The following is a 26,680-nucleotide window of genomic DNA, read 5'->3' on the forward strand; positions in this document are numbered from 1 at the left end:
GGGGACGGGCCGATCCGGGCCTCCGTCCTCCGGTCCGGCCCCGTCGTCCGGCATCCGGTGGCACCCCGTTCGGCCCACGGAGGGCGTTCGCCCACTACGATCTCCGCCCATGGGGGCCCCTCGGCTCGTACGCCCGTCCCGGCACGCGCGTCCCATGGCACTGGTGAGTGCCGTGGCGACGCTCCTCGCCGCGCTCTCCTTCTGTCTGGGGGCCGGGCCCGGGGCGGAGTCCCACCACGGGCCGGCCCCGGAGCAGCGGGTGCGGACGGCGGCGGCCACCGTCGCCGTCGAGTACGTCTGCCCGTACGACCGCGGCGGCTGCTCCCTCTTCCCGTCCCCCTCCCCCGCGGTGCTCGGCGCGCCCGCGCCCGATCCCCCGCTCCAGGCGGCGGACGGGCTTCCGCGCCTCGCCCCGGTCTCCGGCGACGGTCCGGCGCGCCGCTCCGGCGTCCGGCCGCGCGCGCCGGACCTGCACGTCCTTCAGGTTCTCCGCACGTAGGCGGGTGACGGGGCGGTCCGCCGCCCCCGCCGCCGCACCTCCGTGCCCGTACCGAACCCCACCCCCACCTCCCGAAGAAGGACGACACCACCATGGCCGCCAACCGCTCCGCCAACGCCGACCGCCGCGCCCGAATAGAGGAGATGCGCCGCGCCGAGCAGGCCCGTGAGCGCCGCAACCGCCTGATCACGATCGGCGTCTCGACCGTCGTCGTGCTCGGCCTCGTCGGCTTCGGCAGCTTCGTGCTGATGAAGAAGTCCGACGAGCAGGACCAGAAGGAGGCCGCCGCCAAGGCCCCGATCTCCGCCGAGAAGAGCTGGGACCCCGCCAAGCTCGGCCGCAACCACGTCCAGACGGCCGTGAAGTACGACATGAAGCCGCCGGTCGGCGGTGACCACAGCCAGGTCTGGATGAACTGCGACGGCGACGTCTACACGAAGCCGGTCCCGGACGTGAACGCCGTGCACTCCCTGGAGCACGGCGCCGTCTGGGTGACGTACAACAAGCAGGCCCCCAAGGGCGACGTGGAGAAGCTCGCCGCGAAGGTCGGCAAGACCAAGTACACGCTGATGAGCCCGGTGGACGACCAGGCCGGCGCGATCATGCTGTCCGCCTGGGGCAAGCAGGTGACCGTGGACGGCGCGGACGACCCGCGCGTCGACGCCTTCTTCACCAAGTACGTGCAGGGCCCGCAGACCCCGGAGCCGGGCGCGGCCTGCACGGGCGGGCTCGACGCGGAGGGTGCGGGCGGCGCCGGGATGGGCCAGTGAGGCCGAACCGCACGCAGGGGGCGGCGATCGCCGCCGTCGCCCTCGCGGTGCTCTTCGCCGGGGGCGCGGTGACCGTCGCCTCCGCGGACCGCGACGAGGCGCCCGCCACCCCCGTCTCCGCGTCGGCGGACGCCGGGTTCGCCCGGGACATGGCGGTCCACCACCAGCAGGCCGTCGAGATGTCGTTCGTGGTCCGGGACCGGACGACGGACGAGGCCGTGCGCCGGCTCGCGTACGACATCGCCAACACGCAGGCCAACCAGCGGGGCATGATGCTCGGCTGGCTCGACCTGTGGGGGCTGCCCAAGGCCGAGTCCGGCGTCGAGCCGATGACCTGGATGGGCATGGGCGGCCCGGGCGACGCCGGTCCGCGGGACGGGGCGCTCATGCCGGGCATGGCGACCAAGACGCAGATCGAGGAGTTGCGGAGGGCCAGTGGCCGCGAGGCCGAGGTCCTGTACCTGAAGCTCATGACCGAGCACCACAGGGGCGGGGTCCACATGGCCGAGGGCTGCGTGCAGAAGTGCACCGTGGACGTCGAGCGCTCGCTCGCCCGGGGCATGGTCGACGCGCAGAAGTCCGAGATGCTGCTGATGGCGGACATGTTGAAGGAGCGCGGGGCCTGATCCCTGGCCCGTGAGCCGAGGCCGTACGGCCCCCGCGACCCGTTGCGGTCGCGGGGGCCGTGCCGTGCGCCGACAATGGGTGGGCTCGGGGATTCGTACGACGTTCGACGACGAAAGGTACGCGACCCCATGACCACGGCGAAGGACATCATGCACCCCGGGGCCCAGTGGATCCCGGCTCACGAGACGCTCGACCGCGCCGCGCAGCTGATGCGCAACCTGAACGTGGGCGCGCTGCCCATCGCCGACGAGAACGAACGTCTCTGCGGCATCCTCACGGACCGCGACATCGTCGTCGGCTGCGTGGCCATGGGCCACGACCCGTCCAAGGTGACCTGCGGCGAGATGGCCAAGGGGACCCCGCGCTGGGTCGAGTCGGACGCCGACGTGGGCGCCGTCCTGGAGGAGATGCAGAGCCACCGGATCAAGCGGCTGCCCGTCATCGAGGAGAAGCGGCTCGTCGGCATGATCAGCGAGGCCGAGCTGGCGCAGCACCTCTCGGACGAGCAGATCAAGGCGTTCTGCATGAGCGTCTACGCGTCTTCCTGACGGACCCGGGTCTCGGAGTCCGCGGACGTCCACGGGCGTCCACGCCGTCTTCCCGACGGCTCTCCGGACGTCCGGGAGCCAGGAGCCCCTACGCGTCCTCCTGACGGATCCGGAGGTCCAGGACCGCCCGGGCCACCGCGTCCGGGCGGTCCCGCATGACCAGGTGGCCCGACGCCCCGGCCGCCTCGTGGCGGGCGCCGAGCCGCCGGGCGAGGGCGCGCTGGCGCCGCTCCCAGCGGGCGGAGCCGTCGGGGGCGGCGAGGACGGTGACGGGGAGGCCCGGCGGGAGCGGGCGCTCCTCCCGCAGGGCGAGGAGTTCGGCGGCGACGGCCCCGTACCGGGCGTTCTCCAGGAGGGTGCCGCGCAGCACGCGCGAGGTGCGGTAGACGCGGCGGACGAGGGCGGGGTCGGTGGGGGCGGGGCCGGTACGGGGGTCGGCGCCGGGGCGCGGGGTTCCTCTCCGTACGGTCGCCGCCCGGACCGCGAGGTCCCGGACCGCCGGGCCGAGCGCCGCCGGGAGCCCGGCGGCGCAGAGGACGGCGCCGAGGACGCGGGCGGGCGCGGTGGTGCGGGACGGCCGCGGGTCCTCCTCCACCGAGGAGTCGACGAGGACCAGGCCGGCGGTCCGGTCCGGGTGCAGCCGGGCGAAGGCCTCCGCGTGGAACCCGGCGATGGAGTGCCCGACGACGACGGCCGGTCCGCGGTGGCCGAGCGCGTCGAGGAGCGCCGCGATCCGGTCCGCCTCGCCCGCCGCCGTCGGCGGGACCGCCGCCGGGGCGGAGAGGCCGTGGCCGGGGCGGTCGAAGCGGACGAGCGTGCGGTACGGGGCGAGGTGCGGGACGACCGGGTCCCAGTCGAACCAGGTCATGCCGAGGCCGGCGCTCAGGACGCAGACGGGCCCGGAGCCCTCGGTCACCACGTGGTGGGGCACGCCCCCGATCCTCACGAAGGTCACCGCCGCCCCCTCCGTCCGTCCCCGGCCGGGGAGCGCGCGAGGGAGTACGCGAGGACCGCGAGCCACACGGCCACCAGGAGGACCTGGAGCCGCTGGCCCGCGCCGAGCGCCCAGACGCCCTTCCCCGCCTCGAAGGCGGCGACGGCGGCGAGGGTCCAGGCGGTGGCGGCGAACTCCAGGGCGACCAGGGCCGGTCCGGTGCGGGCGAGGGGCAGCCGGCGGTCGTGGCGGCGGGCGGCGACGGTCAGGGCGACCAGGGCCGCGAGCGCGCCCGTCATCGCCAGGCTCGAACTGACGGCGTGGGCCGCGTGGGTGGCGGGGACGAGCCCGGCGGTCTCGCGCGCCGTGCACACGGGGTCGACGGTCGGGGCGCAGCTCAGCGGCAGCCGGGAGTCGGCGACGGTGGCGGCCCCGAAGACGGCGAGGGCGGTCCATCCGCCGACGGCCCAGGGGTCGCGGCCCGCGCGACTGCCCGGCCCCGGCGGCCCGCCGGGTCCTCCGCGCGCCCTCCAGGCCCCCGCCAGGCCGGTCAGCGCCCCGCCCAGGACCAGGAGGCCCGCCGTGAAGTCGGTGGCGCGGAAGAGGCCGCCGAGGGGCTGGTCGACGGCGGCCAGTTCGGAGACGTACGTCCGGACCGGGTCGAGGCCGGTGCGGACGACGACTTCGAGGACCCAGGCGGTGTACGCGAGCGCACCGAGGGCCAACAGGGCTGCGGCCGTGCGCGCGACACTCCTGGACATACCGGTTCGAACGCCGGGACGGGCCGGGGGGTTCCCGGCGACGCGCCCCGCCCCGCGGGCGGCTCCACGGGCGGACGGCCCGGCACGGGTGCCTTTACGGGCGGACGCCTCCGCGCGGGCTCCCCGCACGGGCGGACGCCCCGGTACGGACGGCTCGGCACGGACGGCTCCACGGGCGGCCTCCCCGCAGGCCCCTCCGCACGAACAGCTCCACGGGCGGACGCCCCAGTACGAACGTCCCGGCACAGACGCCCCCACGGGCGGCCTCCCCGCAGGCCCCTCCGCACGAACAGCTCCACGGGCGGACGCCCCGGCACGGACCTCCCGGCACGGACACCTCCACGGGCGAACGTCTCCCCGCAGGCCCCTCCTTACGGACAGCTCCACAAGCGGACGCCCCGGTGCCGACGCCTCCACAGGCGGACGCCTCCCCGCAGGCTCCTCCGCACAGGCGGCTCCACGTCCGAACCGCTCGGCACGGGCGCCCCCAGGGCCAGGTGCCCGCCCGCCCCCGCGGACGCCTCCGCGCGGGCGGGCGCCCGGCCCGGCGCCGCCGGAATCCCCGTTCCCCACGACATAGCGTCGGTCTGACGATTAGACTGGGCGCGTGCCTCAACTACGCCTCGCCCTGAATCAGATCGACTCGACCGTCGGAGACATCGCCGGGAACGCGGAGGCGATCGTGCACTGGACCCGGCACGCCGTCGGGCAGGGCGCGCATCTCGTCGCGTTCCCCGAGATGGCGCTGACCGGATACCCCGTCGAGGACCTCGCGCTGCGCTCCTCCTTCGTGGAGGCGTCCCGGACGGCCCTGCGCGGGCTCGCCCGGCGCCTCGCCGAGGAGGGGTTCGGGGAGGTGCCGGTGGTCGTCGGCCACCTGGACCGCTCGGAGCGGGCGGAGCCCCGGCTCGGCCGGCCGGCCGGGTCGCCGGAGAACGCCGCCGCCGTCCTGTACGGCGGGGAGCCGGCACTGCGGTTCGCCAAGCACCACCTGCCGAACTACGGCGTCTTCGACGAGTACCGGCACTTCGTCCGGGGCGACACGCTGCCCGTCGTCCGGGTCCACGGCGTCGACGTGGCCCTGGCGATCTGCGAGGACCTCTGGCAGGACGGCGGCCGGGTCCCGGCGGCGCGCGCCGCGCGGGCCGGGCTTCTCCTGTCGGTGAACGCCTCGCCGTACGAGCGGAACAAGGACGACACGCGCCTCGCACTGGTCCGGGCGCGGGCCCGGGAGGCCGGGTGCGTCACGGCGTACCTGGCGGCCACCGGCGGCCAGGACGAGCTGGTCTTCGACGGGGACTCGATCGTCGTGGACGCGGAGGGCGAAGTGATCGCGCGGGCCCCGCAGTTCGTCGAGGGCAGCGTGATCCTGGACCTGGACCTGCCCGCGTACGACCCGGACGCGCCGGAGGGGCCGACCGGGGAGGACGGGCTGCGGATCGACCGGGTGGTGCTCTCCGAGAAGCCGCTGCCCGCGTACGAGCCGGAGCTGACGGGCGGTCTCGCGCGCCGGCTCGACGACGACGAGGAGGTGTACTCGGCGCTCGTCATCGGCCTGCGCGCCTACCTCGCGAAGAACGGTTTCCGCTCGGTCCTGGTCGGCCTGTCCGGCGGCATCGACTCCTCGCTCGTCGCGTCGATCGCCTGCGACGCGCTCGGCGCGGAGAACGTGCACGGGGTGTCGATGCCGTCGAAGTACTCCTCCGCGCACTCGCGCGGCGACGCGGCCGAGCTGGCCCGCAGGACCGGGCTGAACCACCGCACGGTGTCGATCGAGCCGATGTTCGACGCGTACATGGGCGCGCTCGGCCTCACCGGGCTCGCGGAGGAGAACCTCCAGGCCCGGCTGCGCGGCACGACCCTGATGGCGCTCTCCAACCAGGAGGGGCACCTCGTCCTCGCGCCGGGCAACAAGTCCGAGCTGGCGGTGGGCTACTCGACGCTGTACGGGGACGCGGTGGGCGGGTTCGGTCCCATCAAGGACGTGTACAAGTCGGACGTCTTCCGGCTGGCGCGCTGGCGGAACCGGGCGGCCGAGGAGCGCGGCCAGACCCCGCCGATCCCGGAGAACTCGATCGCCAAGCCGCCCAGCGCCGAGCTGCGCCCGGGGCAGGTCGACACGGACTCGCTGCCGGACTACGAGGTGCTGGACGGCATCCTCGCGCTGTACGTGGACCGGGACCTGGGCCGGGACGAGATCGTGGCCGCCGGGTACGACGCGGAGCTGGTGACGCGGACGCTGCGGATGGTGGACGCGGCGGAGTACAAGCGGCGCCAGTATCCGCCGGGCACCAAGATCTCGGCGAAGGGCTTCGGCAAGGACCGGCGCCTGCCGGTCACGAACCGCTGGCGGGAGTCCCCGGCCGGCTGACCCCGGCCCCGGCTTCCCCTCCGGCTTCCTCTCCGGCGTCCTTCCCGGTGTCCGCGAGGGGGCTTCCCGCGACCACGCGGGAGGCCCCCTCCGGCGTGCGGCGGTCGAGCAGGCCCGCCACCGCCGCGACCGCCAGGCCGACGGCGGTGAGGCCCGCGCCGACCAGGGCCGGGGAGGTCCAGCCCCAGCCGGCGGCGACGGCCGCGCCGCCGGCCCAGGCGCCGCCCGCGTTGGCGAGGTTGAAGGCCGAGTGGTTGGAGGCGGAGGCGAGCGTCGGGGCGTCCTTGGCCTTGTTCATGACCAGCATCTGGAGCGGGGTGGTGGTCATGAAGCCGACCGCGCCGAGGACGACGACCGTGACCAGGGCCAGCCAGGGCACGTGGACGGTGAAGCGGAAGGCGACCAGGGCGAGGACGAGGGCGCCGAGCGAGCCGTACAGGGTGGGGCGCAGCGCCCGGTCGGTCAGCGGTCCGGCGGCGAGCGCGCCGCCGGTCATCCCGAGGCCGAAGAGGGCGAGGACGAGCGTGACGGTGGAGTCGCCGAAGCCCATCACCTCGGTGGTCATCGAGGCGAGGTACGAGTAGACGGCGAAGACGCCCGCGAAGCCGAAGACGGCGGTGAGCAGGCCGAGCAGCACCTGCGGGCGGCCGAGGGCCCGCACCTCGCGGCCAAGGCTCCGGTGGCCGTCGGCGGGGATCGGCGGGACCAGGCGGGCGAGCGCGGCCATGGCGAGCAGGCCGATCGCGGAGACCACGAGGAAGGTGGCCCGCCAGCCGAGGTGCTGGCCGAGGAGGGTCGCGGCCGGTACGCCGAGGATGTTGGCGACGGTGAGGCCGAGGAACATGGTGGCCACCGCCCGCGCCTGCCGCCCCTCGCGGACGAGCCGGGCGGCGACGACCGCGCCGAGGCCGAAGAACGCGCCGTGCGGGAGCCCGGCGAGGACCCGGCCCGCGACGAGCCAGCCGAAGCCGGGGGCGAGCGCGGAGGCGAGGTTGCCGACCGTGAAGAGCGCCATCAGCAGGAGCAGCATCCGCTTGCGCGGGACGCGGGAGCCGAGGGCGGTGAGCAGCGGGGCGCCGACGACGACCCCGATCGCGTACGCCGAGACGAGGTGTCCGGCGGTGGGGACGGAGGTGCCGAGGTCCTCGGCGACCTGGGGCAGGAGCCCCATCATCACGAATTCGGTGGTGCCGATGCCGAAGGCGGAGACGGCCAGGGCGAGCAACGCCAGGGGCATGAGGGGGAGGGCCTTCCGGGGGACGGGGCCGGGGGCTGCCCCCCCCGGATTAGTTCTTCGTCTGAACAAATTGTCGCAGACGACGTGTTCCCGGTGGCTTCCGGAGGATGAAGGGGACGTTTCGGCTCGGAGGTCGACGCGGAGGCCGGTGCGGGGGCCGGTTCAGAACTTCACGCGGGCGGCGATCGGGAGGTGGTCGCTCCTCGTGGCGGGCAGCGCCCAGGAGGAGACGGGCTCGACGCCCCTGACCATGATCTGGTCGATGCGGGCCATCGGGAACGAGGCCGGCCAGCTGAAGCCGAAGCCGTCGCCGGCCGCGCCCTGGGTGGAGCGGAGCTGCGAGGTGACGCCGTTGAGGGCGCGGTCGTTCATGGTGCCGTTGAGGTCGCCGAGGAGGACGATCCGCTCGTGCCGGTCCCGGGAGATGGCCTCGCCGAGCGCGTCGGCGCTGTTGTCGCGCTGGTTGGCGGTGAAGCCGGCGTTCATCCGGACCCGCACGGAGGGCAGGTGGGCGACGTACACGGCCACCTCGCCCTTCGGGGTCACGACGGAGGCGCGCATGGCCCGGGTCCAGCCCATGTGGATGTCGACGGGCCGCGCGTCGCGCAGCGGCAGCTTGCTCCAGAGGCCCACCGTGCCCTGGACGGAGTGGTACGGGTAGGCCTCGGCGAGGCCCTCCTCGTAGACCGGGACCATGTCGCCCTTGAGCTCCTCCAGGGCGAGCACGTCGACGCCGGAGGCGGCGAGCTGCCGGGCCGCGCCCTCGGGGTCCGGGTTCTCGGCGTTCACGTTGTGGGTGGCGACGGAGAGGTCGCCGCCGGGGGCGGACTTGTCGGCGACGAGCCCGCCGAAGAGGTTGAGCCACACCGCGGCCGGAAGCAGCAGGGCGATCAGCGCGGTGGCGGACCGGCGCAGCAGCGCGAGGACGAGCAGGAGCGGCACGAAGAGGCCGAACCAGGGCAGGAAGGTCTCCGTGAGGCTGCCCAGGTTGCCGATCCGGTTGGGGATGTCGGCGTGGAAGACCATCACGAGGGTGAGCGCCACGGCGGCCAGGGCGATCAGGACGCCCCGGCGCCAGATCCCCCGGTCGCGGCGGAGCCGGTCGAGGGCGGCCCGGAACCGGGAACGGGGACGCTCGCCGTTCGCGCCGCCGTACTCGGTCCCCGTCGTGTCCACCCGCGTCATCGCTGCCCTCACTGCCTTGCCGCCGTACCGTCGTGCCTGCTGCCGTGGCCCGACGTCGACACTAGGCGATGAGGGGACGGCCGTACTCCCCCAGGGACGACACCGCGGGCGTGGCGGGTTCCTCGGGAGGCGCCGAAGGGGGACGGCTGTGACAGAACGCTCATATTCACGGCGGTCGGGACGGGGCCGGGGGTTCGCCGGGCGGGTTTCCGGAGCGGGGCCGGGGACCCGCCGGGCGGGTTTCCGGAGCGGGGCGGGCCGGGCCCCGGAGCGGCGCCGCGCGGGTTTCACACATTGCGGCGGTGTGAACAGCGCCACTCCGGCCCACTTTCCCGTCCGCCCGCCGAAGTGCCACCATGGACGTGGTCCGGGGACGCCGTGAGGGCGCCTCGAGATGACGACAAGGAGCCGTGCACCATGACGCTTCAGGCTGCCCAGAAGCCGCCCGCCTCCGGCGGCGACGGCGACAAGTCGCTCTACGGGGGGAAGGGCACCCGCCGCATCACCGTCCACGACATCGCCGCCGCCAAGGTCCGCGGCGAGAAGTGGCCCATGCTCACCGCCTACGACGCGATGACCGCCTCCGTCTTCGACGAGGCCGGCATCCCGGTGATCCTCGTCGGCGACTCGATGGGCAACTGCCACCTCGGCTACGACACCACCGTGCCCGTCACGATGGACGAGATGACCCTGCTCTCCGCCGCCGTCGTACGGGGCACCAGGCGGGCCCTCGTCGTCGGCGACCTGCCCTTCGGCTCGTACCAGGAGGGGCCCGTCCAGGCCCTGCGCAACGCCACCCGGCTCGTCAAGGACGCCGGCGTCGGCGCGATCAAGCTGGAGGGCGGCGAGCGCTCGCTGCCGCAGACCGAGCTGCTCGTCCAGGCCGGCATCCCCGTCATGTCCCACCTGGGCCTGACCCCGCAGTCCGTCAACACCATGGGCTACCGGGTGCAGGGCCGCTCCGACGAGGCCGCCCACCGGCTGCTCGGCGACGCCAAGGCCGCGCAGGACGCGGGCGCGTTCGCGGTCGTCCTGGAGCTCGTGCCGGCCGAGCTGGCCGCCGAGGTCACCCGTTCGCTGCACATCCCGACCATCGGCATCGGCGCCGGCGCCGGGACCGACGCGCAGGTCCTCGTCTGGACCGACATGGCCGGTCTGACCGGCGGCAGGGTGCCGCGCTTCACCAAGCAGTACACCAACCTGCGCGAGACGCTCGGCGACGCCGCGCGCGCCTTCGCCGAGGACGTCTCCGGCGGGGCGTTCCCCGCCGAGGAGCACACCTTCCACTGATCCCGGAGGGCCCTTCGCGAAGGGTCCCGGGAAAGGCCCCGAGAAGCCACTGCGGCACCTCCGACAGCCCGCCGACATCCCCCATCGGCGGGCTGTCGGCCGTCTGTAGGGGCGTTGTCGGTGGTGACTGGTCCACTGGTGCCCATGACGCGATCACACACCAACGCCGTCGAGGTACGGGGCCTCGTGAAGCACTTCGGCGAGACGAAGGCCCTCGACGGGGTCGACCTGGACGTCCGGGAGGGCACGGTCCTCGGGGTCCTCGGCCCCAACGGCGCCGGGAAGACCACCCTCGTCCGCTGTCTGTCCACCCTGATCGTCCCGGACTCCGGGACCGCCACCGTCGCCGGTTACGACGTGGTGCGCCAGCCCCGGCAGCTGCGCCGCACCATCGGCCTCACCGGCCAGTACGCCTCGGTCGACGAGAAGCTGTCCGGCTGGGAGAACCTCTACATGATCGGGCGGCTGCTCGACCTCTCCCGCAAGGACTCCCGGACCCGCGCCGACGAGCTCCTGGAGCGCTTCTCGCTCACCGAGGCCGCCAAGCGGCCCGCGATGAACTACTCGGGCGGCATGCGCCGGCGGCTCGACCTGGCCGCCTCGATGATCGGGAACCCGGCCGTCCTCTACCTGGACGAGCCGACCACCGGCCTCGACCCCCGCACCCGCAACGAGGTCTGGGACGAGGTCAAGCGGATGGTCTCCGAGGGCGCCACCGTCCTGCTCACCACGCAGTACATGGAGGAGGCGGAGCAGCTCGCGAGCGAGCTGACCGTCATCGACCGCGGCAAGGTCATCGCCAACGGCGGGGTCGACGACCTCAAGGCCCGGGTCGGCGGCCGCACCCTGAAGGTGCGGCCGGTGGACCCGGCCGACCTGACCGCCATGGCCGCCGCGCTCCGCGAGACCGGCCTCGACGGGGTCGCCGGCGCGACCGTCGTCCCCGACGAGGGCGCGCTGTACGTGCCGATCCTCGCCGACGAGCAGCTGACCGCCGTCGTGGCCCTGCTGGGCGCGCGCGGCTTCGGCATCGCCCACATCGGCACCCACCTGCCCAGCCTGGACGAGGTGTTCCTGGCGATCACCGGCCAGAAGACGACCGTGTCCGACGCGCTTCCCGAGGAGGTCGCCGCATGAGCACCGCCACCACGACCACACCGCTCTCCAAGACCCCCGTCGGCGGCCCGGACGAGGGCACGGGGCCGGCGCGGGCGCTGCCCGGCGAGGGCCGGATCGGCCTGCGGGCCAACCTGCGCCACATCGGCGCCCTGGCCCGGCGCAACGCCCTCCAGATCAAGCAGGACCCGGAGTCGATGTTCGACGCCGTCCTGATGCCGATCATCTTCATCCTGCTGTTCGTGTACGTCTTCGGCGGCGCGATCGCCGGCAAGGGCAACAACGACGCGTACGTGAACTACGTGACGCCCGGCCTGATGGCGATGATGGGCATGAACATCGCCATGGCCGTCGGAACCGGGATGAACGAGGACTTCAAGAAGGGGGTCATGGACCGGTTCCGGACGATGCCGATCGCCCGGTCCTCCGTCCTGATCGCCAAGATCGTCGTCGAGGTCGGCCGGATGCTGATCGCCACCGCGATCCTGCTCGGCATGGGCTTCCTGCTCGGTCTGGAGATCAAGACCTCGGTCCTCGACCTCTTCGCCGCGATCGGCCTGTCGATGGTCTTCGGCGCCTCGCTGATGTGGATCTTCATCCTGCTCGGCCTCACCATGAAGACGAGCCAGGCGGTCCAGGGCGTCGCGATGCTGGTCCTGATGCCGCTCCAGTTCGGCTCGTCGATCTTCGCCCCGCCGACCTCGATGCCCGGCTGGCTGGAGGCCTTCACCGACTACAACCCGCTCTCCAACCTCGCCGACGCCGCGCGCAACCTCGTCAACGGCGGTCCGGTCGCCCACTCGGTGTGGATGACCCTCGGCTGGTCGGTGCTGATCACGGTCGTCACGGCGCCGATCGCGGTCGCCAAGTTCCGCAACAAGACCTGAGTCGCGGGACGTCCCCGGGAGGGGTCAGGACTCGGCGCGCTCCCTGATCGCGTCGGCGGCGCGGCCGAGCAGGGCGGCGGCCTCTTCCAGCGAGAGGCCGTCGCCCTCGGCGCGTGCCGCCCCGAACTCCGCGTCGCCGAGCACGGACCGGGCGAGCGCGGTGGCCCGCTCCAGCTGCTCCCGCTCGGTCGGCGGCGGCAGGTGCCCCGGCGGGAGCAGTCCGTCCCTGGCGCCGAGCAGCACCGCGCCGGTCCGCGCCTCCGGTCCGCCGAGTCCGGCCAGCGCCCAGGCGGCGATGATCAGGTGCACCGCCGGCATCTGCGGGCCGATCATCATGGACAGCGGGCCGAGGGAGCTCTCGTACGCCTCCCTGGCGAGGGCGAGCCCGGAGCCGTACCGCCCGTCCAGGACGTCGAGCCAGCCGAGGACGCCGAGGGTGAAGCCCTTGAAGAGGGCGAGGGTGTCCGAGTCGAACTCCCCGAGGAGCTCCTGGAGGTGCGCGCGCGCCTCGTCGGTGCGTCCCGCGCGACCGAGTGCCACGCCGAGGAACATCCGGGCGCCGACGCGGGGTTCGTGGCCCAGACCGTGGTCGTCGGCCAGGATCTCGCGGAGGATCGCCTCGCCCTCGGCGGGCCGTCCGGACTCGACGAGCGTGCCGGCGTACCGGGCCCGCAGGAGCAGCACCTGCGCCTGGGCGCCGATCCGTTCGGCGTGGCCGATGGCGGCGGTGAAGTCCGCGGCGGCCGCCTCGAAGTCGAGGAGCCGTTCCTCGGCCTCCGCGCGGGAGGAGAGCGCCTCGGCCGCGCCCCAGGCATCGCCGAACCGCTCGAAGATCTCCAGGCTCTCGTCGGCGTCGGCGATCGCCTCGGCGGCCCGGTCGCCCCGGTTGGCGAGCATGTTGGCGCGCAGCTGGAGGATGTTGGCGAGGTCCCAGTCGTAGCCGTAGCGGCGGCAGGCCTCGACGGTGGCGTCGAGCAGTTCGCCGAGCCGGCCGGCCTCCCCGATGAGGAGGACCGCGAAGACGGCGAAGGAGCCGGGCAGCCGGCAGGACTGGGGCAGGCCGGGGTCGTACCCGGCGGTCATCTCGCGCAGCCGCCGGACGCCCTCGGGGGTGGTCCAGCGGCCGGTCTCGTGGCTCATGTTGATGAGTTCGACGAGCCGGACCCCGCGCCGGGCCTCCCGGCGCTGCTCCTCGGAGAGCGGCGGCGGAGCGGCCGTGCACGGCTCGTACAGGGGGACGACGGGGGCGGCGGGCGGCGCGAACGGGTCGGGGCCGAGGGCGGAGGCGGCCTCGGCCCAGTACAGGGCGTCGGTGCGCAGATCGCGCAACTGCCAGTACCAGAGCAGGGAGTGGACGAGGACGAGGGCCTCGTCCTCGTCGCGGGCGTCGACGGCCCGGCGCAGGGCGGTGCGGAGGTTGCCGTACTCGGTCCCGAAGCGGGCGATGGCGGCGACCTGGCCGGGCCCGCGCAGCTCCGGATCCGTCCGCCGGGCCAGCTCCCGGTAGTGCGCCAGGTGCCGCCGCTCCACCTCCGCCCGCTCCCCCGCCTCCGTCAGCCGCTCCCGCGCGTACTCGGCCACCGTCTCCAGGAGCCGGTAGCGCATTCCCTCTCCGCCCGGCGACGCCACCACCAGCGACTTGTCCACCAGCGCCCCGAGCGCGTCCAGCACGTCCCCGGCCCCGCCGCCGTCGGCGCACACCGCCTCCGCCGCCGCCAGGTCGCAACCGCCCGTGAAGACCGCGAGCCGCCGCAGCACCGCCCGTTCCGGACGGTCGAGCAGGTCCCACGACCAGTCGACCACCGCCCGCAGCGTCTGCTGCCGCGGCAGCACCGTCCGCGCCCCCGCCGTCAGCAGCCGGAAGCGGTCGTCCAGGCGGTCCGCGATCTGCCGCGGCGACAGCATCCGCAACCGCGCCGCCGCCAGCTCGATCGCCAGCGGCAGTCCGTCGAGCCGGCGGCACACCTCCTCCGCCGCCGCCCGGTCCTCCTCCACCGCGAACCCCGGCCGCGCCGCGGCCCCCCGCTCCCCCAGCAACCGCAGCGCCGTCCCCGCCGGCAGCGGACCCAACGGCCGCACCACCTCCCCCGGCACCCCCAGCGGCTCGCGGCTCGTCGCCAGGATCCGGAGCTCGGGGCAGCGGGCGAGCAGGGCCTCGGCCAGCTCGGCGGCGGCACCGACCACGTGCTCGCAGTTGTCGAGGAGCAGCAGCATCCGGCGCCCGGCGCAGTGCTCCACGAGCCGGGCGAGGGGGTCGTTCCCGGTCCGCAGCTCCTCGGCACCCGCGCCGCGCAGGACGGTCTCGCGGGCGCCGACGGCCGCGAGGACGGCCTCGGGGACGGCCTCCGGGGCGGTGACGGGGGCGAGTTCGGCGATCCAGACGCCGTCGGGCCAGGCTCCGGAGCCGCGCTCGGCGGCCTCCTGCGAGAGCCGGGTCTTCCCGGCGCCGCCGGGCCCGAGCAGGGTGACGAGCCGGGCCGCCCGCAGGTCCTCCTGGAGGGCGGTGATCTCCTCGTCGCGGCCGACGAAGCTGGTGAGCCGCGCGCGCAGGTTGCCGGGGACGGGGGCGGGGGCGGGCTCCGGCTTCGCCGTGGCCGTCGCCGTCGGTGCCTCCCCGGCGAGCAGTTCCGCGTGGAGGGCGCGCAGGGCCGGGGACGGGTCCGTGCCGAGGCGTTCGGCGAGGGCGCGGCGCACCGACTCGTACGCGGCGAGCCCCTCGGCCGCCCGGCCCGTGTCGCGCAGGGCGCGGATCCGCAGGGCCTGGAGGGGTTCGTCCAGCGGGTGGGCCGCGCAGAGGGCGGTCAGCTCGGGGAGGGCGGCGGGCGCGTCGCCGAGGGCCAGGGCGGCGTCGAGCCGGGCCCGGCGGGCGTCGAGGCGGCGGGCCTCCCAGCGGGCGGCCTCGGCGGTCCGGTCCGGCAGGTCGGCGAGGGCGGGGCCGCGCCAGAGCCCGAGGGCCTCGTCGAGCAGGGCGGCGGCCCGTGCGGCGTCCCCGGCGTCCAGCGCGGCGGCGCCCTCGCGGGCGAGCCGTTCGAAGCGGTACAGGTCGACGTCGTCCCGGGCGGCGGCGAGGCGGTAGCCGCCCTCGCCGGAGACCACCCGGTCCCGGCCGACGGCCCTGCGCAGCCGTCCGACCAGGGCCTGGAGCGCGGCGACCGCGTCGGCGGGCGGCTCGTCGCCGTGCCAGACCTCGTCCACGAGGTCCCGCACGGGCACGGGGCGGTCCGCCCGCAGGGCGAGGACGGCGAGCAGCGCGCGGACCCGGGGGCCGCCGACGGCCACGTCGGTGCCGTCGGGCGCGTGGGCGAGGGTGGGGCCGAGGACGGAGTAGCGCACGGGCCCATTCTCCGTGAGCGCCCGGCCCCCGCTCCCGGCGGGGAGCCGTCCGGGCCGGCGGACGGCCCGGAGCCCGGCCCGGAACCCCGGACCCCGTCGGACCCCGGACCCCGTCGGACCCCGGCGTCCGGCCGGGCCCCCGGACCCGCGCCTGCGCGGCCGGGAGGCGGGGAGGCGGGGAGGCGGGGAGCCGCCTCGGAAGCGGGACCGCCCTCCGGGAGCGAGGAACCACCCCGGAAGCAGGGCCACCCCCGAAACCGGGGCCGTCCCCGAAACCGGGGCCGTCCCCGAAACCGGGGCCGTCCCCGAAACCGGGGCCGTCCCCGGAACCGGGCCGGGGCCCGGTACGTTTCCCGCACACCAGCCTTCCCGTCCCCCTTCCCCCGTCCCCTGGGAGCCCCCGCGATGACCACGGCCACCACCCGGAGCCACGAACGGCGGATCAGCCCCGTCTTCCTGGCGATCCTCGCCGTCATGGCCGTCACCGGCTGGGCGGTGTGGACGGACTTCGCCGCCCTGCCCGGTCTGGCGGTCTTCCTCTTCGTGACCTCGGCGTGGGTGGTGTCGCTCTGCCTGCACGAGTACGCGCACGCCCGGACGGCCCTGCACGGCGGGGACGTCACGGTGGGCGCGAAGGGCTATCTGACCCTGAACCCGCTGAAGTACACGCACGCGGTGCTGAGCGTCGTGCTCCCGGTGCTCTTCGTGATCATGGGCGGGATCGGCCTGCCGGGCGGCGCGGTCTTCATCGAGCAGGGACGGATCAAGGGCCGCTGGAAGCACAGCCTGGTCTCGGCGGCGGGCCCGCTGGCGAACGTGCTCTTCGCGCTCGTGTGCACGGCCCCGTTCTGGCTGGACGCGCTGCACGGCGTGCCGCCGGCCTTCCGGTACGCGCTCGCGTTCCTGGCGTTCCTCCAGGTGACGGCGGCGCTCCTGAACATGCTGCCGGTGCCGGGGCTCGACGGCTACGGCGTGGTGGAGCCCTGGCTGTCGTACAAGGTCAAGCGGCAGATCGAGCCGTACGCGCCGTACGGCTTCTTCGTCGTGATCGCGCTGCTGTTCGTCCCGGCGGTCAACGGCGCCTTCTTCGACGCGGTCGACGCGCTCATGCGGTCCCTCGGGGTGCCGGAGCTGAGCCGGTACTGCGGCTCGCAGCTCTTCCGGTTCTGGGAGGGGACGCCGGAGTTCTGCGGGGTCTAGGACGTGTCCGGCGGGTCAGCCCCGTGCGGCGGCTTCCCGCTCGACCTTGGCGCGGCGGAGGTAGTACCAGGCCATGTTGGAGGAGAGGCCGGCCAGGAGGACCCAGACGATGCCGAGGAAGCTGCCCTGGACGAAGGAGACGACGGCCGCGGCGACGGCCAGGGCGCAGACCACGAGGGCGTAGAGGGCGAGGCGGGGCATGGGGGTCGGCTCCTGTCCGGGTACGGCGTGTTGCGGTGCCCGTCCAGTGTCCCCCATGCCCGGAAGCGTCCGTTCTCCGGCTCGCCCCACCGGCCCGGGCGGCCTCAGACGTCGGTGATCCGGAGGCCCGCGTGGGCCTTGTAGCGGCGGTTGACCGAGATCAGGTTGGCGACGAGCGACTCGACCTGGTGGGCGTTGCGCAGCCGGCCGGCGAAGACACCGCGCATGCCGGGGACGCGGCCGGCGAGGGCCTGGACGATCTCCACGTCGGCGCGCTCCTCGCCGAGGACCATCACGTCGGTGTCGATCTCCGCGAGGGAGGTGTCCTGGAGGAGGACGGCGGAGAGGTGGTGGAAGGCGGCGGTGACCCGGGAGTCCGGGAGGAGCGCGGCGGCCTGCTCGGCGGCGGAGCCCTCCTCGGGCTTCAGGGCGTAGGCGCCCTTCTTGTCGAAGCCGAGCGGGTTGACGCAGTCCACGACGAGCTTTCCGGCCAGCTCCTCGCGCAGCGACTCCAGGGTCTCGGCGTGGCCGTCCCACGGCACGGCGACGATCACGACGTCGCTGCGGCGGGCGGTCTCGGCGTTGTCGGCGCCCTCGACGCCGTGGCCGAGCTCGGCGGCGGCGTCCCGGGCGCGGTCGGCGGCGCGGGAGCCGATGATCACCTTCTGGCCGGCCAGGGCGAACCGGAGGGCGAGGCCGCGGCCCTGTTCGCCGGTGCCGCCGAGGACGCCGACGACGAGGCCGGAGACGTCGGGGAGGTCCCACGGGTCCTTGGGGGCCTTGGCGGTGGGGTCCTGGGGTGCGCTGGAGGAAGTCATGGCCCCGACATTACCGACCGGTCGGACCGCCGGGCCGCTTCCCGTACGGGTGATCCACCGGCGTTCGGCCGCGCGGGGGCCCGGCGTCGTACAGGATGCGTCCGCATGGATGCCGTACGGGTCGCGTTGCTGCGGGAAGTGCTCGCCGGGACGGAGTGGCCGGGGGAGGTCCGCCGGTTCGCGGGGGCGCTCCGGGGCGCGGTGGTCCCGCGCGGGGGCGGGCTGCTCCTGGTCGGCACGGAGGAGTACGAGCCCTGGCACCTGGCGGCGCACCTGGTCGACGAGTCCGTCTGGTCGGGGCTTCCGGAGCTGGCGCCGACGCTGGTGCGGCACCGGGTGCGGCCGGGCGGTCCGGCGCACCTGTCGGTGGGCGCGGGGCGGCTGGAGTCGGCGGGGCGGGGGGCGACGCTGCTGGTGGTGGCGCCGGAGCGGCCGGGGGCGGGGCTGCTCCAGCGGGTGCACGACGCCCGGCGGGCGGGGGCGACGGTGCTGACGCTCGACGGGGGAGACCCGGAGGTGCGGGGGCTCGCGCACGAGGCGCTCGCGGTGGCGGAGGGGTCGGGGGTGGACCTGGAGACGGTGCAGCACCTGGTGAGCGCGGCGGCCGGGGAGAACAGCCTGCCGTCGCCGCGCGGGAACCGCCGCTTCCGGGACCGGCTCTCGGACCTCGTGGACCGGCTGACGGCCCCGCCGCCGCAGCGGTGGTGAGCGGCCCGCGCCCGGACGGCCGGCGGAGCCCACCGATAATCAGGTTGCCTTCGGCACCTTCCGGACGGAACATGACCCTTCGTGCCCCCCGCGTTCTCGAAGCTCTCCGCCCTCCTGCCCGACACGGCGCCGTGGCGCGCCTCCCGCGACTTCCGGCTCCTGTGGGTGCAGGGGCTCGTGACGTTCTTCAGCAGCGCGATGGCGATGGTCGCCCTGCCGCTCCAGATCAAGGAGCTGACGAACTCGCCGCTCGCGGTCGGGGCGATGGGCGCGGTCGAGCTGGTGCCGCTCGTGGTGTTCGGCCTGTACGGCGGGGCGCTCGCGGACGCGGTCGACCGGCGGCGGGTGATCCTGTGGACCGAGGCGGGCCTCGGCGCGCTCGCCGTGGTCCTGCTGGTCAACGCGGTGCTGCCGGAGCCGATGCTCTGGCCGCTGTACGTGGTCGCGGCCGGCGTCTCGGCGCTCGCGGGGCTCCAGCGGCCGGCGCTCGACTCGCTGTTCGCGCGGATCGTGCCGCACGAGCACCAGACGGCGGCGGCCGCCCTGAACTCGCTGCGCTGGCAGATGGGCGCCATCGCGGGCCCCTCGATCGCGGGCCTGGTCGTGGCGTTCGCGGGGCACGCGCCCGCGTACGCGGTGACGGCCTGCGGTTTCGCGGTCTCGGTCCTGATGTGCCGGCGCCTCTCCCCCGCGCCGCCCGCGCACGACGCGGAGAAGCCGTCGCTGCGGGGCATCGCGGAGGGGGCGCGGTACGCCTGGTCGCGGCCGGTGCTGCTCGGCACGTACGCGGTCGACCTGGCGGCGATGTTCTTCGCCTTCCCGAACGCGATCTTCCCGTTCCTCGCGGACGAACTGGACGCGGACTGGTCGCTGGGCCTGATGTACGCGGCGGGCTCGGTCGGCTCGCTGCTCCTCGGTCTGACCAGCGGCTGGACCTCGAAGGTGCGGCGGCACGGGCTGCTCGTGGCCGGCGGCGCGGCCGGCTGGGGCCTGGCCATCGCGGCGGCCGGCTGGTTCGGGAACGTGTGGCTGGTGCTGCTCTGCCTGGCCTTCGCGGGCGCCGGGGACATGCTGAGCGGTCTGGGCCGCTCGACCATCTGGAACCAGACGATCCCGGAGGAGCTGCGCGGCCGGCTCGCCGGCATCGAGGTGCTCTCCTACAGCGTCGGCCCGCAGCTCGGCCAGGTGCGGGCGGGCGTGATGGCGGGCTGGACCGGCACCCGGACGGCGGTCTGGACCGGCGGCGTGGCCTGCGTGGCCTCGGTGGGCCTGCTCTGCATGGCGCTGCCGAAGCTCCTGGCGTACGACTCCGAGACCGACGCGGACTCGCTGCGGCGCAGGGCGCAGCAGGAGGCGGCGGAGAAGGCCCGCGCGGGGGCCGCCGACACCGCCTAGGGTCTGTCCGGCGGATCAGGGTCGGATAGGACGCGGCGTCTGGTGCGGTGGCTCGCAAGGCGCCGGAGCGGTTCGATAGCGGAGCTATCGGGACGTTTCGGCAACGCGGCGAGGTGCCGTGCCAGGCGACGCGGCCCCGGCCGTGATCCGCCGGACAGGCCCTAGCGGGCCGGGGGCTCCGGGGCGCGGTGGGCCCGGGAGCCCCGTGCCGCCTACTCGGGGCTCTCGTCCCTCTTGCCGCCGGCGTCGTGCCAGCGCGGGTCGGTCTCCCACTCCAGGTTCCGCTCGCGGGCGGTCTCCATGGCGTGGGAGGCCTCCTCACGGGTGGTGTACGGGCCGAAACGGTTCTTCGAGGGGCACTCGGGGCCCTCCTCGACCTTCTTGTGCTCCAGGCAGTAGTACCACTCGCCCGGTTTGCCCGCGGTGCTCTTCTTGAACAGGGCCATCGTCGGCTCCTTCCTCCGAGGATCATGGTGCCCCAGACCCGGTCGTTACACTCGCTGACATGTCTGGCCAGTCGCTTCTCGTACCGGGGGAGCTCTCCCCCCACCGCTCCGTTCCGGGTTCCATCCGCCGCCCCGAGTACGTCGGGAAGCCCGCACCGACCCCGTACACCGGGCCCGAGGTGCAGGATTCCGACACGATCGAGCGGATGCGGATCGCCGGCCGCATCGCCGCGCGGGCGATGGAGGAGGCCGCCAAGCACATCGCCCCCGGCGTCACCACGGACGAGCTCGACCGGGTGGCGCACGAGTTCATGTGCGACCACGGCGCCTACCCGTCCACCCTCGGCTACCGCGGCTTCCCGAAGTCGCTGTGCGCCTCGGTCAACGAGGTCATCTGCCACGGCATCCCGGACTCCACGGTGCTGCGGGACGGCGACATCGTGAACCTGGACGTCACCGCCTACGTCAACGGCGTCCACGGCGACAACAACGCCACCTACCTCTGCGGCGACGTCGACGAGGAGTCGCGGCTGCTCGTGGAGCGGACGCGGGAGGCCCTGAACCGGGCGATCAAGGCGGTGAAGCCGGGCCGCCGGATCAACATCGTCGGGCGGGTCATCGAGTCGTACGCCAAGCGGTTCGGCTACGGGGTCGTGCGCGACTTCACCGGGCACGGCATCAACGAGTCCTTCCACTCCGGCCTGATCGTGCCGCACTACGACTCCCCGCACCACACCACCGAGATCAAGACCGGCATGACCTTCACCATCGAGCCGATGCTGACGCTCGGCACCCACGACTACGACATGTGGGACGACGGCTGGACCGTGGTGACCAAGGACCGCAAGCGGACGGCCCAGTTCGAGCACACCCTCGTCGTGACGGAGACCGGGGCGGAGATCCTGACCCTGCCCTGACGTTGCCCCGCCCCGGGAAGTGGGTAGCCCTTTTGCCGACAGGACGTCGGGAACCAGTTGACTTAGGTAAGCCTAACTCGGCAGGATCGTCACTGGTTCCCGTCCCATCGGTCCCGGAGGCACGCCTTGGACACCCCCTTCTCGACGCTCATCCGCACGGCGTCGCACGAGCAGCACACCGAGGCGGAGACGTCGTCCTTCATGGGTGACCTCCTCGGCGGGCGCCTGGGCGTCGACGCCTACGCCCGCTACACGGAGCAGCTCTGGTTCGTGTACCGGGCCCTGGAGGAGGGTGCGGAGGCGCTGCGCGGGGACCCGGTCGCCGGGCCGTTCATACAGCCCGAGCTGTTCCGCACGGCCGCCCTGGAGCAGGACCTCGCGCATCTGCGGGGCCCCGGCTGGCAGGACGGCGTCTCGCCGCTGCCGGCCACCACGGCGTACGCCGAGCGGGTCGCCGAGTGCGCCCGCGACTGGCCCGCCGGCTACGTGGCGCACCACTACACGCGCTACCTGGGCGACCTGTCGGGCGGCCAGATCATCCGCGACAGGGCGGAGCGCACCTGGGGCTTCGCGCGCAAGGGCGACGGCGTCCGCTTCTACGTCTTCGAGGAGATCTCCAACCCGGCCGCGTTCAAGCGGGCGTACCGGGAGCTGCTCGACGGGGTGAACGCCGACGACCTGGAGAAGCAGCGGATCGTCGACGAGTGCAAGCGCGCCTTCGCCTTCAACAGCGCGGTCTTCCACCAGCTCGGGAGCGAGTTCCCGCTGAGCGCGTGACGCGGTGGTCCGTGCGGGAGGGTCAGCGCGTGAGCGTGCCCTCCAGGCGGACGCGTCCGCCGAGTTCCACGATGCCGTCGGGGCCGGGGGCGGTCAGCAGTTGCGACCCCCGGCCCTGCGTGATGTTCAGGGCCCGTCCCAGCTCCGCCGTGAGGAGCAGCGCCGCCGCGCCGGTGGCCTCGTCCTCGTCGATGCCGTCGCCGCGCCCCGGGAAGGCCCGCGCCCTGATCCGCCCGGCGGCCTCCTCCTCCCAGGCCCAGGCGTAGACCCACTCGCCGGGCTCCGGCACCTCCAGGGCCTCCACCTCGGCGGCGGAGGCGTACCGGCGCAGGGTGCGGGGCGGGGCCCATTCCGCGCGCGCCTCGATCCAGGTGAACTCCCCGTCGCCGCGCACCCACACCTCGCCGGCCGGCGGGTGGACGACCTCCAGGTCGAGCAGCCAGGCCGCGCCGACGAGCGGGTGCCCGGCGAACGGCAGCCGGAGGCCCGGCGTGTAGATGTCGACGAGCCCGCGCTCCGGGTCGTCCACGAACACCGTCTCGCTGAAGCCGAGTTCCTTGGCGAGCGCCTGCCGCGAGGACTCGTCGGGGTGGGTACGGGCGTCGCGCACGACCCCGAGGGGGTTGCCGTACCGGCCGTCGCCCGCGCAGAAGACCCGCAGGACGTCGATGTCAGTGGCGGTCGTGTTCATGGCGGAATTCAACCACTCGTCCGCAAGGGGGCGGGCCCACCGGCCGTGCCGCCGGCGCCCGTGGTGGACGAGCCGCCGTCATCGCCGGTGGAGCCGCTGCCGCCCGAGCCGGAGGTGCCGCCGGCGGCCGGGGCGGCGTGGCCTCCCGGTCGAGCGAGAAGGAGGCGGTCACCGGGTCCCTCGCGGTGCCCGCCGGGCAGCCGCCCCGGCCGCCCGGGGCGCAGAAGCCGGCGGAGCCGGCCTCGGTCGGCTCCGCCGGGACGTCCGCGGGGGTGACGACGCCGCCCCTCGCGGCCCGGTCGGCCTTCGGCAGGTCCGGGTCGACGAGGGCGACGTCCCTCTCGGTGCCGGTGGCGGAGGCGACGTCGGCGGTGAGGGTGCCGGCGGTGCCGGTCGCCCTCGCCCCGCCCTGAGGTCGGCGACGGTCCACTGGATGCCGTGCGCCTCGCAGACGAGGGCGAGCCTGCCGGAGAGGACGGCCCCGGCCTCGCGGGCCTCGGCGTCGAGGTCGGCCTCGACGAAGCCGAAGCCGTGGGCCGCGCCGTTCTTCTTCGCGCACTCGGAAGCGGTGACCCCACCGCCGCAGAACCCGCCCGCGTACCGCCGCCGGCTCTCCTTCACGCGCCGGGTGAGCTTTCCGTTGGCGACCTGGGCCGGACCGCCGGTCGGCGCGGGGCCGGTGGGTTCGGTGGTCGTGGGGGCCGGGCTGGTCGGCTCCGTCGTCGCCGTGGGCTCCGGGCTCGTGGGCTCGGCCGCCCACGCCGACCGGGTCGGGGTGCCGCACGAGGGCCGGATCGCGGTGGACGGGCCCCCTGCGGAGGTGCTCGGCGAGGAGCTCCCGAGCCGGGTCCACCGGCAGCCGGTGGAGGTGCTCCCGCACCCCCGGACCGGCGTCCCCCTCGTCGTGCCCGTGCGGCACCCGGACGCGGGCGGTCCGCCTTCCCCGAAGCGTTCCTGACGCTCCGTCGGTCACGGTCGGCCCCGATCCGGGCCCGGCGCGCGGGCCTCCGCCGGGGATACTCGTTCGGCGGCGGCACGGGCGGCCGCGACCGGGGTGTCCGGCGGGGCCGGGCCCCGTACGCGTGACACCGGGAGGGGAGAGCCGTGCTCGGCACCTATCTGTTCGGCCTGCGCGAGGGCCTGGAGGCCGGTCTGATCGTCTTCGTCCTCGTCGCGCACCTGGCGGGGAGCGGGCGCCGGAACGCCGCGGGGCCGGTCCTGGCCGGCGCCGGCGCGGCCGTCGGCGTCTCCCTCGCCCTCGGCGCCGCCCTGGAGTTCGGCCCCCGGGAACCGACCCCCGAAGCGCGGGAGCTGATCGCCGGCACGCTGTCGATCGCCGCGGCGGCCCTGCTGACCCGGACGGTCTTCCGGACCGGGCGCGCGGCGCTCCGGGGGGCGGAGGGCTCGGCGTCCGGTGCGGGGGCGGAGGGTTCGGCGTCCGGTGCGGGGACGGGCGCGGGAGAGGTGGCGCTCGGCGCCGGGGCGGGCGTGTCGGCCGTCACCGCCTTCCTGGCGGTGGGCCGCGAGGGCCCGGAGACGGCGCCCTTCGTGTGGTCGTCGGTGCGGGCGGCCTCGCCGAGCAGCGCCGGCGGCTCGTTCGAGCCCCTGACCTGGGTCCTCCTCGGCCTGCTCACCGCGGCCCTCCTGGGCTGGCTCCTCCACCGGGTCGCCGTGCGGACCGGTCGGGCGGGGCCCTCCGCCCGTACCGGCGCCGCGCTGCTCGTGATGACGGCCGGAGTCCTCGCGTCCGGCGTGCGGGACCTCCAGGAGGCGCGCCTCCTCGGCGGCCTCGCGGACACGGCCTTCGACGTCTCGTCGGCGGTCCCGCCGGACGGCTGGTCCGGCACGTTCCTCGGCGGGGCGCTCGCCTTCCAGCCGGACCCGACGGTCCTTCAGGTCACGGTGTGGGCGCTGTATCCGGTCCTGGCGCTCGCGCTGTTCCTGTCCCCGATAGGGTCGGGTCCGTCCGCGCGGGTGAAGAAGCAGAAGGCGACCGATGAGCAGGCTGAGGGTGGGGCGAGCGCCGGGACGACCTCGTGAGCGGCGGCCGGTGAGGCTGCTCGCGGCGACGGCGGCCGTGACCGCCCTGGCACTGGCGGCGAGCGGCTGCGTGACGGTGCACGGCGAGCTGGCGCTGCTGCCCCCGGCGACGGAGGCCGAGGCGGCGAAGGCCGTGGCGGAGTTCACGAGCGCCTTCAACCGCGCCGACGAGGCCAACGACCCGTCCCTGAACGCGGACCGGGTCACCGGACCGCTCGGGGAGATAAACCAGGCGGGGCTGCGCGCCCGTGCGGTCACCGACCCGGGCGGCAACAAGGAGCACCGGCCGCTGGAGCTGACGGACGCGCGCTTCCTGCTGCCCCGCAAGGCGGGCTGGCCGCGCTGGTTCGTGGCGGACGCCGACTCCAACCGGGACGTCGACCAGGGGTCCAAGGACCAGCGCTGGCTGCTCGTCTTCGTGCGCAACGGCCCCCAGGAGCGCTGGGAGGCGGCCTACCTCGGCATCCTCCGGGCGACCGAGGTGCCGGACTTCGCCGAGGAGGAGGGGTACGCGGTGCCGGTCGCCGCGGACAGCGACGCGCTGGCGGTCGCGCCCGGGAAGCTCGGGGCGGAGTACGTCGCGTACCTGAAGGACGGGGAGCCGGGGGCGTTCGCGGCCGGTCCGCACACCAGTGGGTGGCGGGCGCAGCGGGCGAGGGCCGCCGCGCGGCCGGGGCTGGCCACCCAGTACGCGGACCGGGTCGCCGACCGGGGGGACTTCGCGCCGCTGGGGCTGCGGACCCGGGACGGGGGCGCGCTGGTCTTCTTCGCGACCCGCTACTTCGAGCGGCAGACGGCGGCGCCGGGCTACCGGCCCAAGGTGCCCGGGGACGTGAAGGCGCTGATGACCGGCGAGGTGAAGAACACGGTCACCCGGGAGTGGGTGTCCAGCCAGTCGGTGCTGGTGGGGCCGGCGGGCACGGACCGGGACGGGGTCGTGGTCACGGCCCGGCTCCAGGGCGTGGTGGGCGCGGTGGGCTCGTAACGCTCCGGCCGCGCCTCCCTACCCGCCCCGGCGCTTCGACCGGGGTCGGCGGGTCGGCGGGTCGGAAGATCAACGGGTCAGCGGCCAGGCGATCTCGTGGGCCGCGTGTCCGCCGTCGCCGTCCGCCCCGCGCGCGGCCGCGTGGCGGGCGCAGGCGTCCTGGAGGGTCTCCAGGAGGTTCAGCGGGTCGGGCAGCGGGTGCTCGGGGCCGCGGACCCAGGCGACCACCGGGTGGGCGTCCTCGTCGCCGGGGAGCCGGGCCGGGGGGACGAGGACGTAGCTGCCGCGGCAGTGCCAGCGGAGCCCCGGATGCTCGTCCATGGTCTCCGGGTGGCAGTCGAGCTCACAGGGCCACCACTCGTCCTCGTCCTCGGGGGTGCCGCGGGTGGCGGTGAAGAAGAGCATCCGTCCGCCGTCGGGGCCGTCGGCCGGTGACTGGGCGACGGGGCCGACCTCGACGCCCTCGGCGAGGAGGCGCTCCAGCGCGGCCCGGCCTGCGGCCAGCGGCACGTCGAGCACGTCGTGGACCATGCCGGTGGCGGTGACGAAGTTCGCCCGGGGCTCGTTGCGCGCCCAGCGCTCGATCTGGCCCTGGTCGGTGGTCGACTGGGTCTGCCAGGCGAAGGAGACGGGGTGCCGGGCGGGGGTGGGGCAGCCGATCCGCTCGCAGGAACAGCTGTAGCCGACGGGGTACGCGGCGGGGGCCAGGGGCAGACCGGCTGCGGCGACGGCCAGGAGCAGCTTCTCGCGGTCGTTCTCGTCCTCGGCCGCGCTGCGTTTGGGGCGCCTGCGCAGCCACTGTGCGAGTCTGCTCTCCGTGCCGCGGTAGCGGCCGATGCCGTCGCCCATCTATCCCCTCACAACCTCGCGCTCGCCCGTTCGGCTCTGCCCATGGTCCCACCATCCTGCGCCCCGGGTGACCGGAGTGCGGAACCGGGGTGCTC

26 protein-coding genes and 1 pseudogene are annotated in these 26,680 nt (G+C 74.9%); 17 read left to right on the forward strand and 10 right to left on the reverse strand.

Annotated elements, in window-relative coordinates; genetic code table 11:
- Nucleotides 1–154 precede the first annotated feature (154 nt).
- The 4 genes from ACIQKA_RS08145 (at nucleotide 155) to ACIQKA_RS08160 (ending at nucleotide 2,444) form a co-directional block, all read left to right on the forward strand.
- Nucleotides 155–499 (forward strand): hypothetical protein, encoded by a 345-nt coding sequence (locus ACIQKA_RS08145; RefSeq protein ID WP_386369303.1) that lies wholly within the window; start codon nucleotides 155–157, stop codon nucleotides 497–499.
- 92 nt (nucleotides 500–591) lie between these two features.
- Nucleotides 592–1,269, forward strand: a complete 678-nt coding sequence (locus tag ACIQKA_RS08150) for a DUF3105 domain-containing protein (RefSeq protein ID WP_383151353.1) — start codon at nucleotides 592–594, stop codon at nucleotides 1,267–1,269.
- Complete coding sequence (locus tag ACIQKA_RS08155) at nucleotides 1,266–1,895, forward strand: DUF305 domain-containing protein (protein WP_390105896.1); 630 nt, start codon at nucleotides 1,266–1,268, stop codon at nucleotides 1,893–1,895. Before ACIQKA_RS08150 ends, ACIQKA_RS08155 begins: the two co-directional genes overlap by 4 nt.
- Nucleotides 1,896–2,024: 129 nt before the next feature.
- Nucleotides 2,025–2,444 carry a CBS domain-containing protein gene (locus ACIQKA_RS08160; RefSeq protein ID WP_121831441.1) on the forward strand — a complete coding sequence of 140 codons (420 nt, stop codon included), beginning with the start codon at nucleotides 2,025–2,027 and terminating at the stop codon, nucleotides 2,442–2,444.
- An 88-nt stretch (nucleotides 2,445–2,532) separates the two neighbouring features.
- Here ACIQKA_RS08160 and ACIQKA_RS08165 read toward each other — a convergent pair whose 3' ends face one another.
- Nucleotides 2,533–3,399 (reverse strand): alpha/beta fold hydrolase, encoded by an 867-nt coding sequence (locus ACIQKA_RS08165; protein WP_402540415.1) that lies wholly within the window; start codon nucleotides 3,397–3,399, stop codon nucleotides 2,533–2,535.
- Nucleotides 3,396–4,139 carry a DUF998 domain-containing protein gene (locus tag ACIQKA_RS08170; protein WP_402540417.1) on the reverse strand — a complete coding sequence of 248 codons (744 nt, stop codon included), beginning with the start codon at nucleotides 4,137–4,139 and terminating at the stop codon, nucleotides 3,396–3,398. Before ACIQKA_RS08170 ends, ACIQKA_RS08165 begins: the two co-directional genes overlap by 4 nt.
- A gap of 607 nt (nucleotides 4,140–4,746) precedes the next feature.
- Between ACIQKA_RS08170 and ACIQKA_RS08175 the strand changes: the two genes are divergently transcribed.
- Entirely contained in the window at nucleotides 4,747–6,510 is a 1,764-nt protein-coding gene (locus ACIQKA_RS08175; protein ID WP_383440872.1) for an NAD+ synthase, read from the forward strand.
- Here the strand turns inward: ACIQKA_RS08175 and ACIQKA_RS08180 are convergent.
- Together ACIQKA_RS08180 and ACIQKA_RS08185 are read right to left on the reverse strand one after the other, a co-directional pair.
- Nucleotides 6,476–7,747, reverse strand: coding sequence for an MFS transporter (locus ACIQKA_RS08180; RefSeq protein ID WP_402540418.1), 1,272 nt, complete (start codon nucleotides 7,745–7,747; stop codon nucleotides 6,476–6,478). The two genes, ACIQKA_RS08175 and ACIQKA_RS08180, sit on opposite strands and share 35 nt — an antisense overlap.
- Nucleotides 7,748–7,909: 162 nt before the next feature.
- On the reverse strand, nucleotides 7,910–8,932 hold the full coding sequence (locus ACIQKA_RS08185) for an endonuclease/exonuclease/phosphatase family protein (RefSeq protein WP_383151347.1): 1,023 nt from the start codon (nucleotides 8,930–8,932) through the stop codon (nucleotides 7,910–7,912).
- 417 nt (nucleotides 8,933–9,349) lie between these two features.
- Here ACIQKA_RS08185 and panB point away from each other — a divergent pair, with 417 nt between their 5' ends.
- The 3 genes from panB (at nucleotide 9,350) to ACIQKA_RS08200 (ending at nucleotide 12,225) form a co-directional block, all read left to right on the forward strand.
- Nucleotides 9,350–10,222: a 3-methyl-2-oxobutanoate hydroxymethyltransferase gene (gene panB, locus ACIQKA_RS08190; RefSeq protein ID WP_402540419.1), complete on the forward strand. Its 873-nt coding sequence runs from the start codon at nucleotides 9,350–9,352 to the stop codon at nucleotides 10,220–10,222.
- Nucleotides 10,223–10,366: 144 nt separating this feature from the next.
- Nucleotides 10,367–11,359, forward strand: coding sequence for an ATP-binding cassette domain-containing protein (locus tag ACIQKA_RS08195; RefSeq protein WP_383431116.1), 993 nt, complete (start codon nucleotides 10,367–10,369; stop codon nucleotides 11,357–11,359).
- On the forward strand, nucleotides 11,356–12,225 hold the full coding sequence (locus ACIQKA_RS08200; protein WP_383151344.1) for an ABC transporter permease: 870 nt from the start codon (nucleotides 11,356–11,358) through the stop codon (nucleotides 12,223–12,225). The genes ACIQKA_RS08195 and ACIQKA_RS08200 overlap by 4 nt, the downstream gene beginning before the upstream one ends.
- 24 nt (nucleotides 12,226–12,249) lie before the next feature.
- Here ACIQKA_RS08200 and ACIQKA_RS08205 read toward each other — a convergent pair whose 3' ends face one another.
- Nucleotides 12,250–15,558, reverse strand: coding sequence for an AfsR/SARP family transcriptional regulator (locus ACIQKA_RS08205; RefSeq protein WP_402540420.1), 3,309 nt, complete (start codon nucleotides 15,556–15,558; stop codon nucleotides 12,250–12,252).
- Between the two features lie 405 nt (nucleotides 15,559–15,963).
- On the opposite strand from ACIQKA_RS08205, the gene ACIQKA_RS08210 reads away from it, so the two are divergent.
- Nucleotides 15,964–16,758 (forward strand): site-2 protease family protein, encoded by a 795-nt coding sequence (locus ACIQKA_RS08210; RefSeq protein ID WP_402540421.1) that lies wholly within the window; start codon nucleotides 15,964–15,966, stop codon nucleotides 16,756–16,758.
- A gap of 15 nt (nucleotides 16,759–16,773) precedes the next feature.
- Here ACIQKA_RS08210 and ACIQKA_RS08215 read toward each other — a convergent pair whose 3' ends face one another.
- Both ACIQKA_RS08215 and npdG read right to left on the reverse strand, forming a co-directional pair.
- Nucleotides 16,774–17,016, reverse strand: coding sequence for a hypothetical protein (locus ACIQKA_RS08215; RefSeq protein ID WP_383151341.1), 243 nt, complete (start codon nucleotides 17,014–17,016; stop codon nucleotides 16,774–16,776).
- Nucleotides 17,017–17,063: 47 nt separating this feature from the next.
- Nucleotides 17,064–17,777, reverse strand: a complete 714-nt coding sequence (gene npdG / locus ACIQKA_RS08220) for an NADPH-dependent F420 reductase (RefSeq protein WP_383151340.1) — start codon at nucleotides 17,775–17,777, stop codon at nucleotides 17,064–17,066.
- Nucleotides 17,778–17,882: 105 nt separating this feature from the next.
- On the opposite strand from npdG, the gene ACIQKA_RS08225 reads away from it, so the two are divergent.
- A complete protein-coding gene (locus ACIQKA_RS08225; protein ID WP_383151338.1) occupies nucleotides 17,883–18,485 on the forward strand; it encodes a hypothetical protein in 603 nt (200 codons plus the stop codon).
- 81 nt (nucleotides 18,486–18,566) lie between these two features.
- Nucleotides 18,567–19,880 (forward strand): MFS transporter, encoded by a 1,314-nt coding sequence (locus ACIQKA_RS08230; RefSeq protein WP_383151337.1) that lies wholly within the window; start codon nucleotides 18,567–18,569, stop codon nucleotides 19,878–19,880.
- A gap of 212 nt (nucleotides 19,881–20,092) precedes the next feature.
- Here the strand turns inward: ACIQKA_RS08230 and ACIQKA_RS08235 are convergent, their stop codons facing one another.
- Nucleotides 20,093–20,326 (reverse strand): hypothetical protein, encoded by a 234-nt coding sequence (locus ACIQKA_RS08235; protein ID WP_383151336.1) that lies wholly within the window; start codon nucleotides 20,324–20,326, stop codon nucleotides 20,093–20,095.
- Between the two features lie 59 nt (nucleotides 20,327–20,385).
- On the opposite strand from ACIQKA_RS08235, the gene map reads away from it, so the two are divergent.
- On the forward strand, nucleotides 20,386–21,243 hold the full coding sequence (map, locus tag ACIQKA_RS08240; protein WP_383151335.1) for a type I methionyl aminopeptidase: 858 nt from the start codon (nucleotides 20,386–20,388) through the stop codon (nucleotides 21,241–21,243).
- A gap of 126 nt (nucleotides 21,244–21,369) precedes the next feature.
- Nucleotides 21,370–22,020 (forward strand): heme oxygenase (biliverdin-producing), encoded by a 651-nt coding sequence (locus ACIQKA_RS08245; RefSeq protein ID WP_383151334.1) that lies wholly within the window; start codon nucleotides 21,370–21,372, stop codon nucleotides 22,018–22,020.
- A gap of 22 nt (nucleotides 22,021–22,042) precedes the next feature.
- On the opposite strand, the gene ACIQKA_RS08250 is transcribed toward ACIQKA_RS08245, so the two are convergent.
- Nucleotides 22,043–22,711, reverse strand: coding sequence for a PhzF family phenazine biosynthesis protein (locus ACIQKA_RS08250; RefSeq protein WP_383431106.1), 669 nt, complete (start codon nucleotides 22,709–22,711; stop codon nucleotides 22,043–22,045).
- 137 nt (nucleotides 22,712–22,848) lie between these two features.
- Between ACIQKA_RS08250 and ACIQKA_RS08255 the strand changes: the two genes are divergently transcribed.
- From ACIQKA_RS08255 to ACIQKA_RS08270, 4 genes and pseudogenes are all read left to right on the forward strand, one after another.
- Nucleotides 22,849–23,124 (forward strand): hypothetical protein, encoded by a 276-nt coding sequence (locus tag ACIQKA_RS08255; protein WP_402540425.1) that lies wholly within the window; start codon nucleotides 22,849–22,851, stop codon nucleotides 23,122–23,124.
- Between the two features lie 302 nt (nucleotides 23,125–23,426).
- Nucleotides 23,427–23,669: pseudogene (locus ACIQKA_RS08260) on the forward strand (hemin ABC transporter ATP-binding protein); the annotation flags it as partial.
- 146 nt (nucleotides 23,670–23,815) lie between these two features.
- A complete protein-coding gene (locus ACIQKA_RS08265; RefSeq protein WP_402540426.1) occupies nucleotides 23,816–24,751 on the forward strand; it encodes an FTR1 family protein in 936 nt (311 codons plus the stop codon).
- Complete coding sequence (locus ACIQKA_RS08270; protein WP_383151329.1) at nucleotides 24,708–25,736, forward strand: hypothetical protein; 1,029 nt, start codon at nucleotides 24,708–24,710, stop codon at nucleotides 25,734–25,736. Before ACIQKA_RS08265 ends, ACIQKA_RS08270 begins: the two co-directional genes overlap by 44 nt.
- Before the next feature lie 69 nt (nucleotides 25,737–25,805).
- Here the strand turns inward: ACIQKA_RS08270 and ACIQKA_RS08275 are convergent, their stop codons facing one another.
- Nucleotides 25,806–26,585, reverse strand: coding sequence for a bifunctional DNA primase/polymerase (locus ACIQKA_RS08275; RefSeq protein WP_391092943.1), 780 nt, complete (start codon nucleotides 26,583–26,585; stop codon nucleotides 25,806–25,808).
- Nucleotides 26,586–26,680 lie beyond the last annotated feature (95 nt).

Origin of the sequence: Streptomyces sp. NPDC092045 (assembly GCF_044756005.1) — a bacterium.
Taxonomy (GTDB): Bacteria; Actinomycetota; Actinomycetes; order Streptomycetales; family Streptomycetaceae; genus Streptomyces.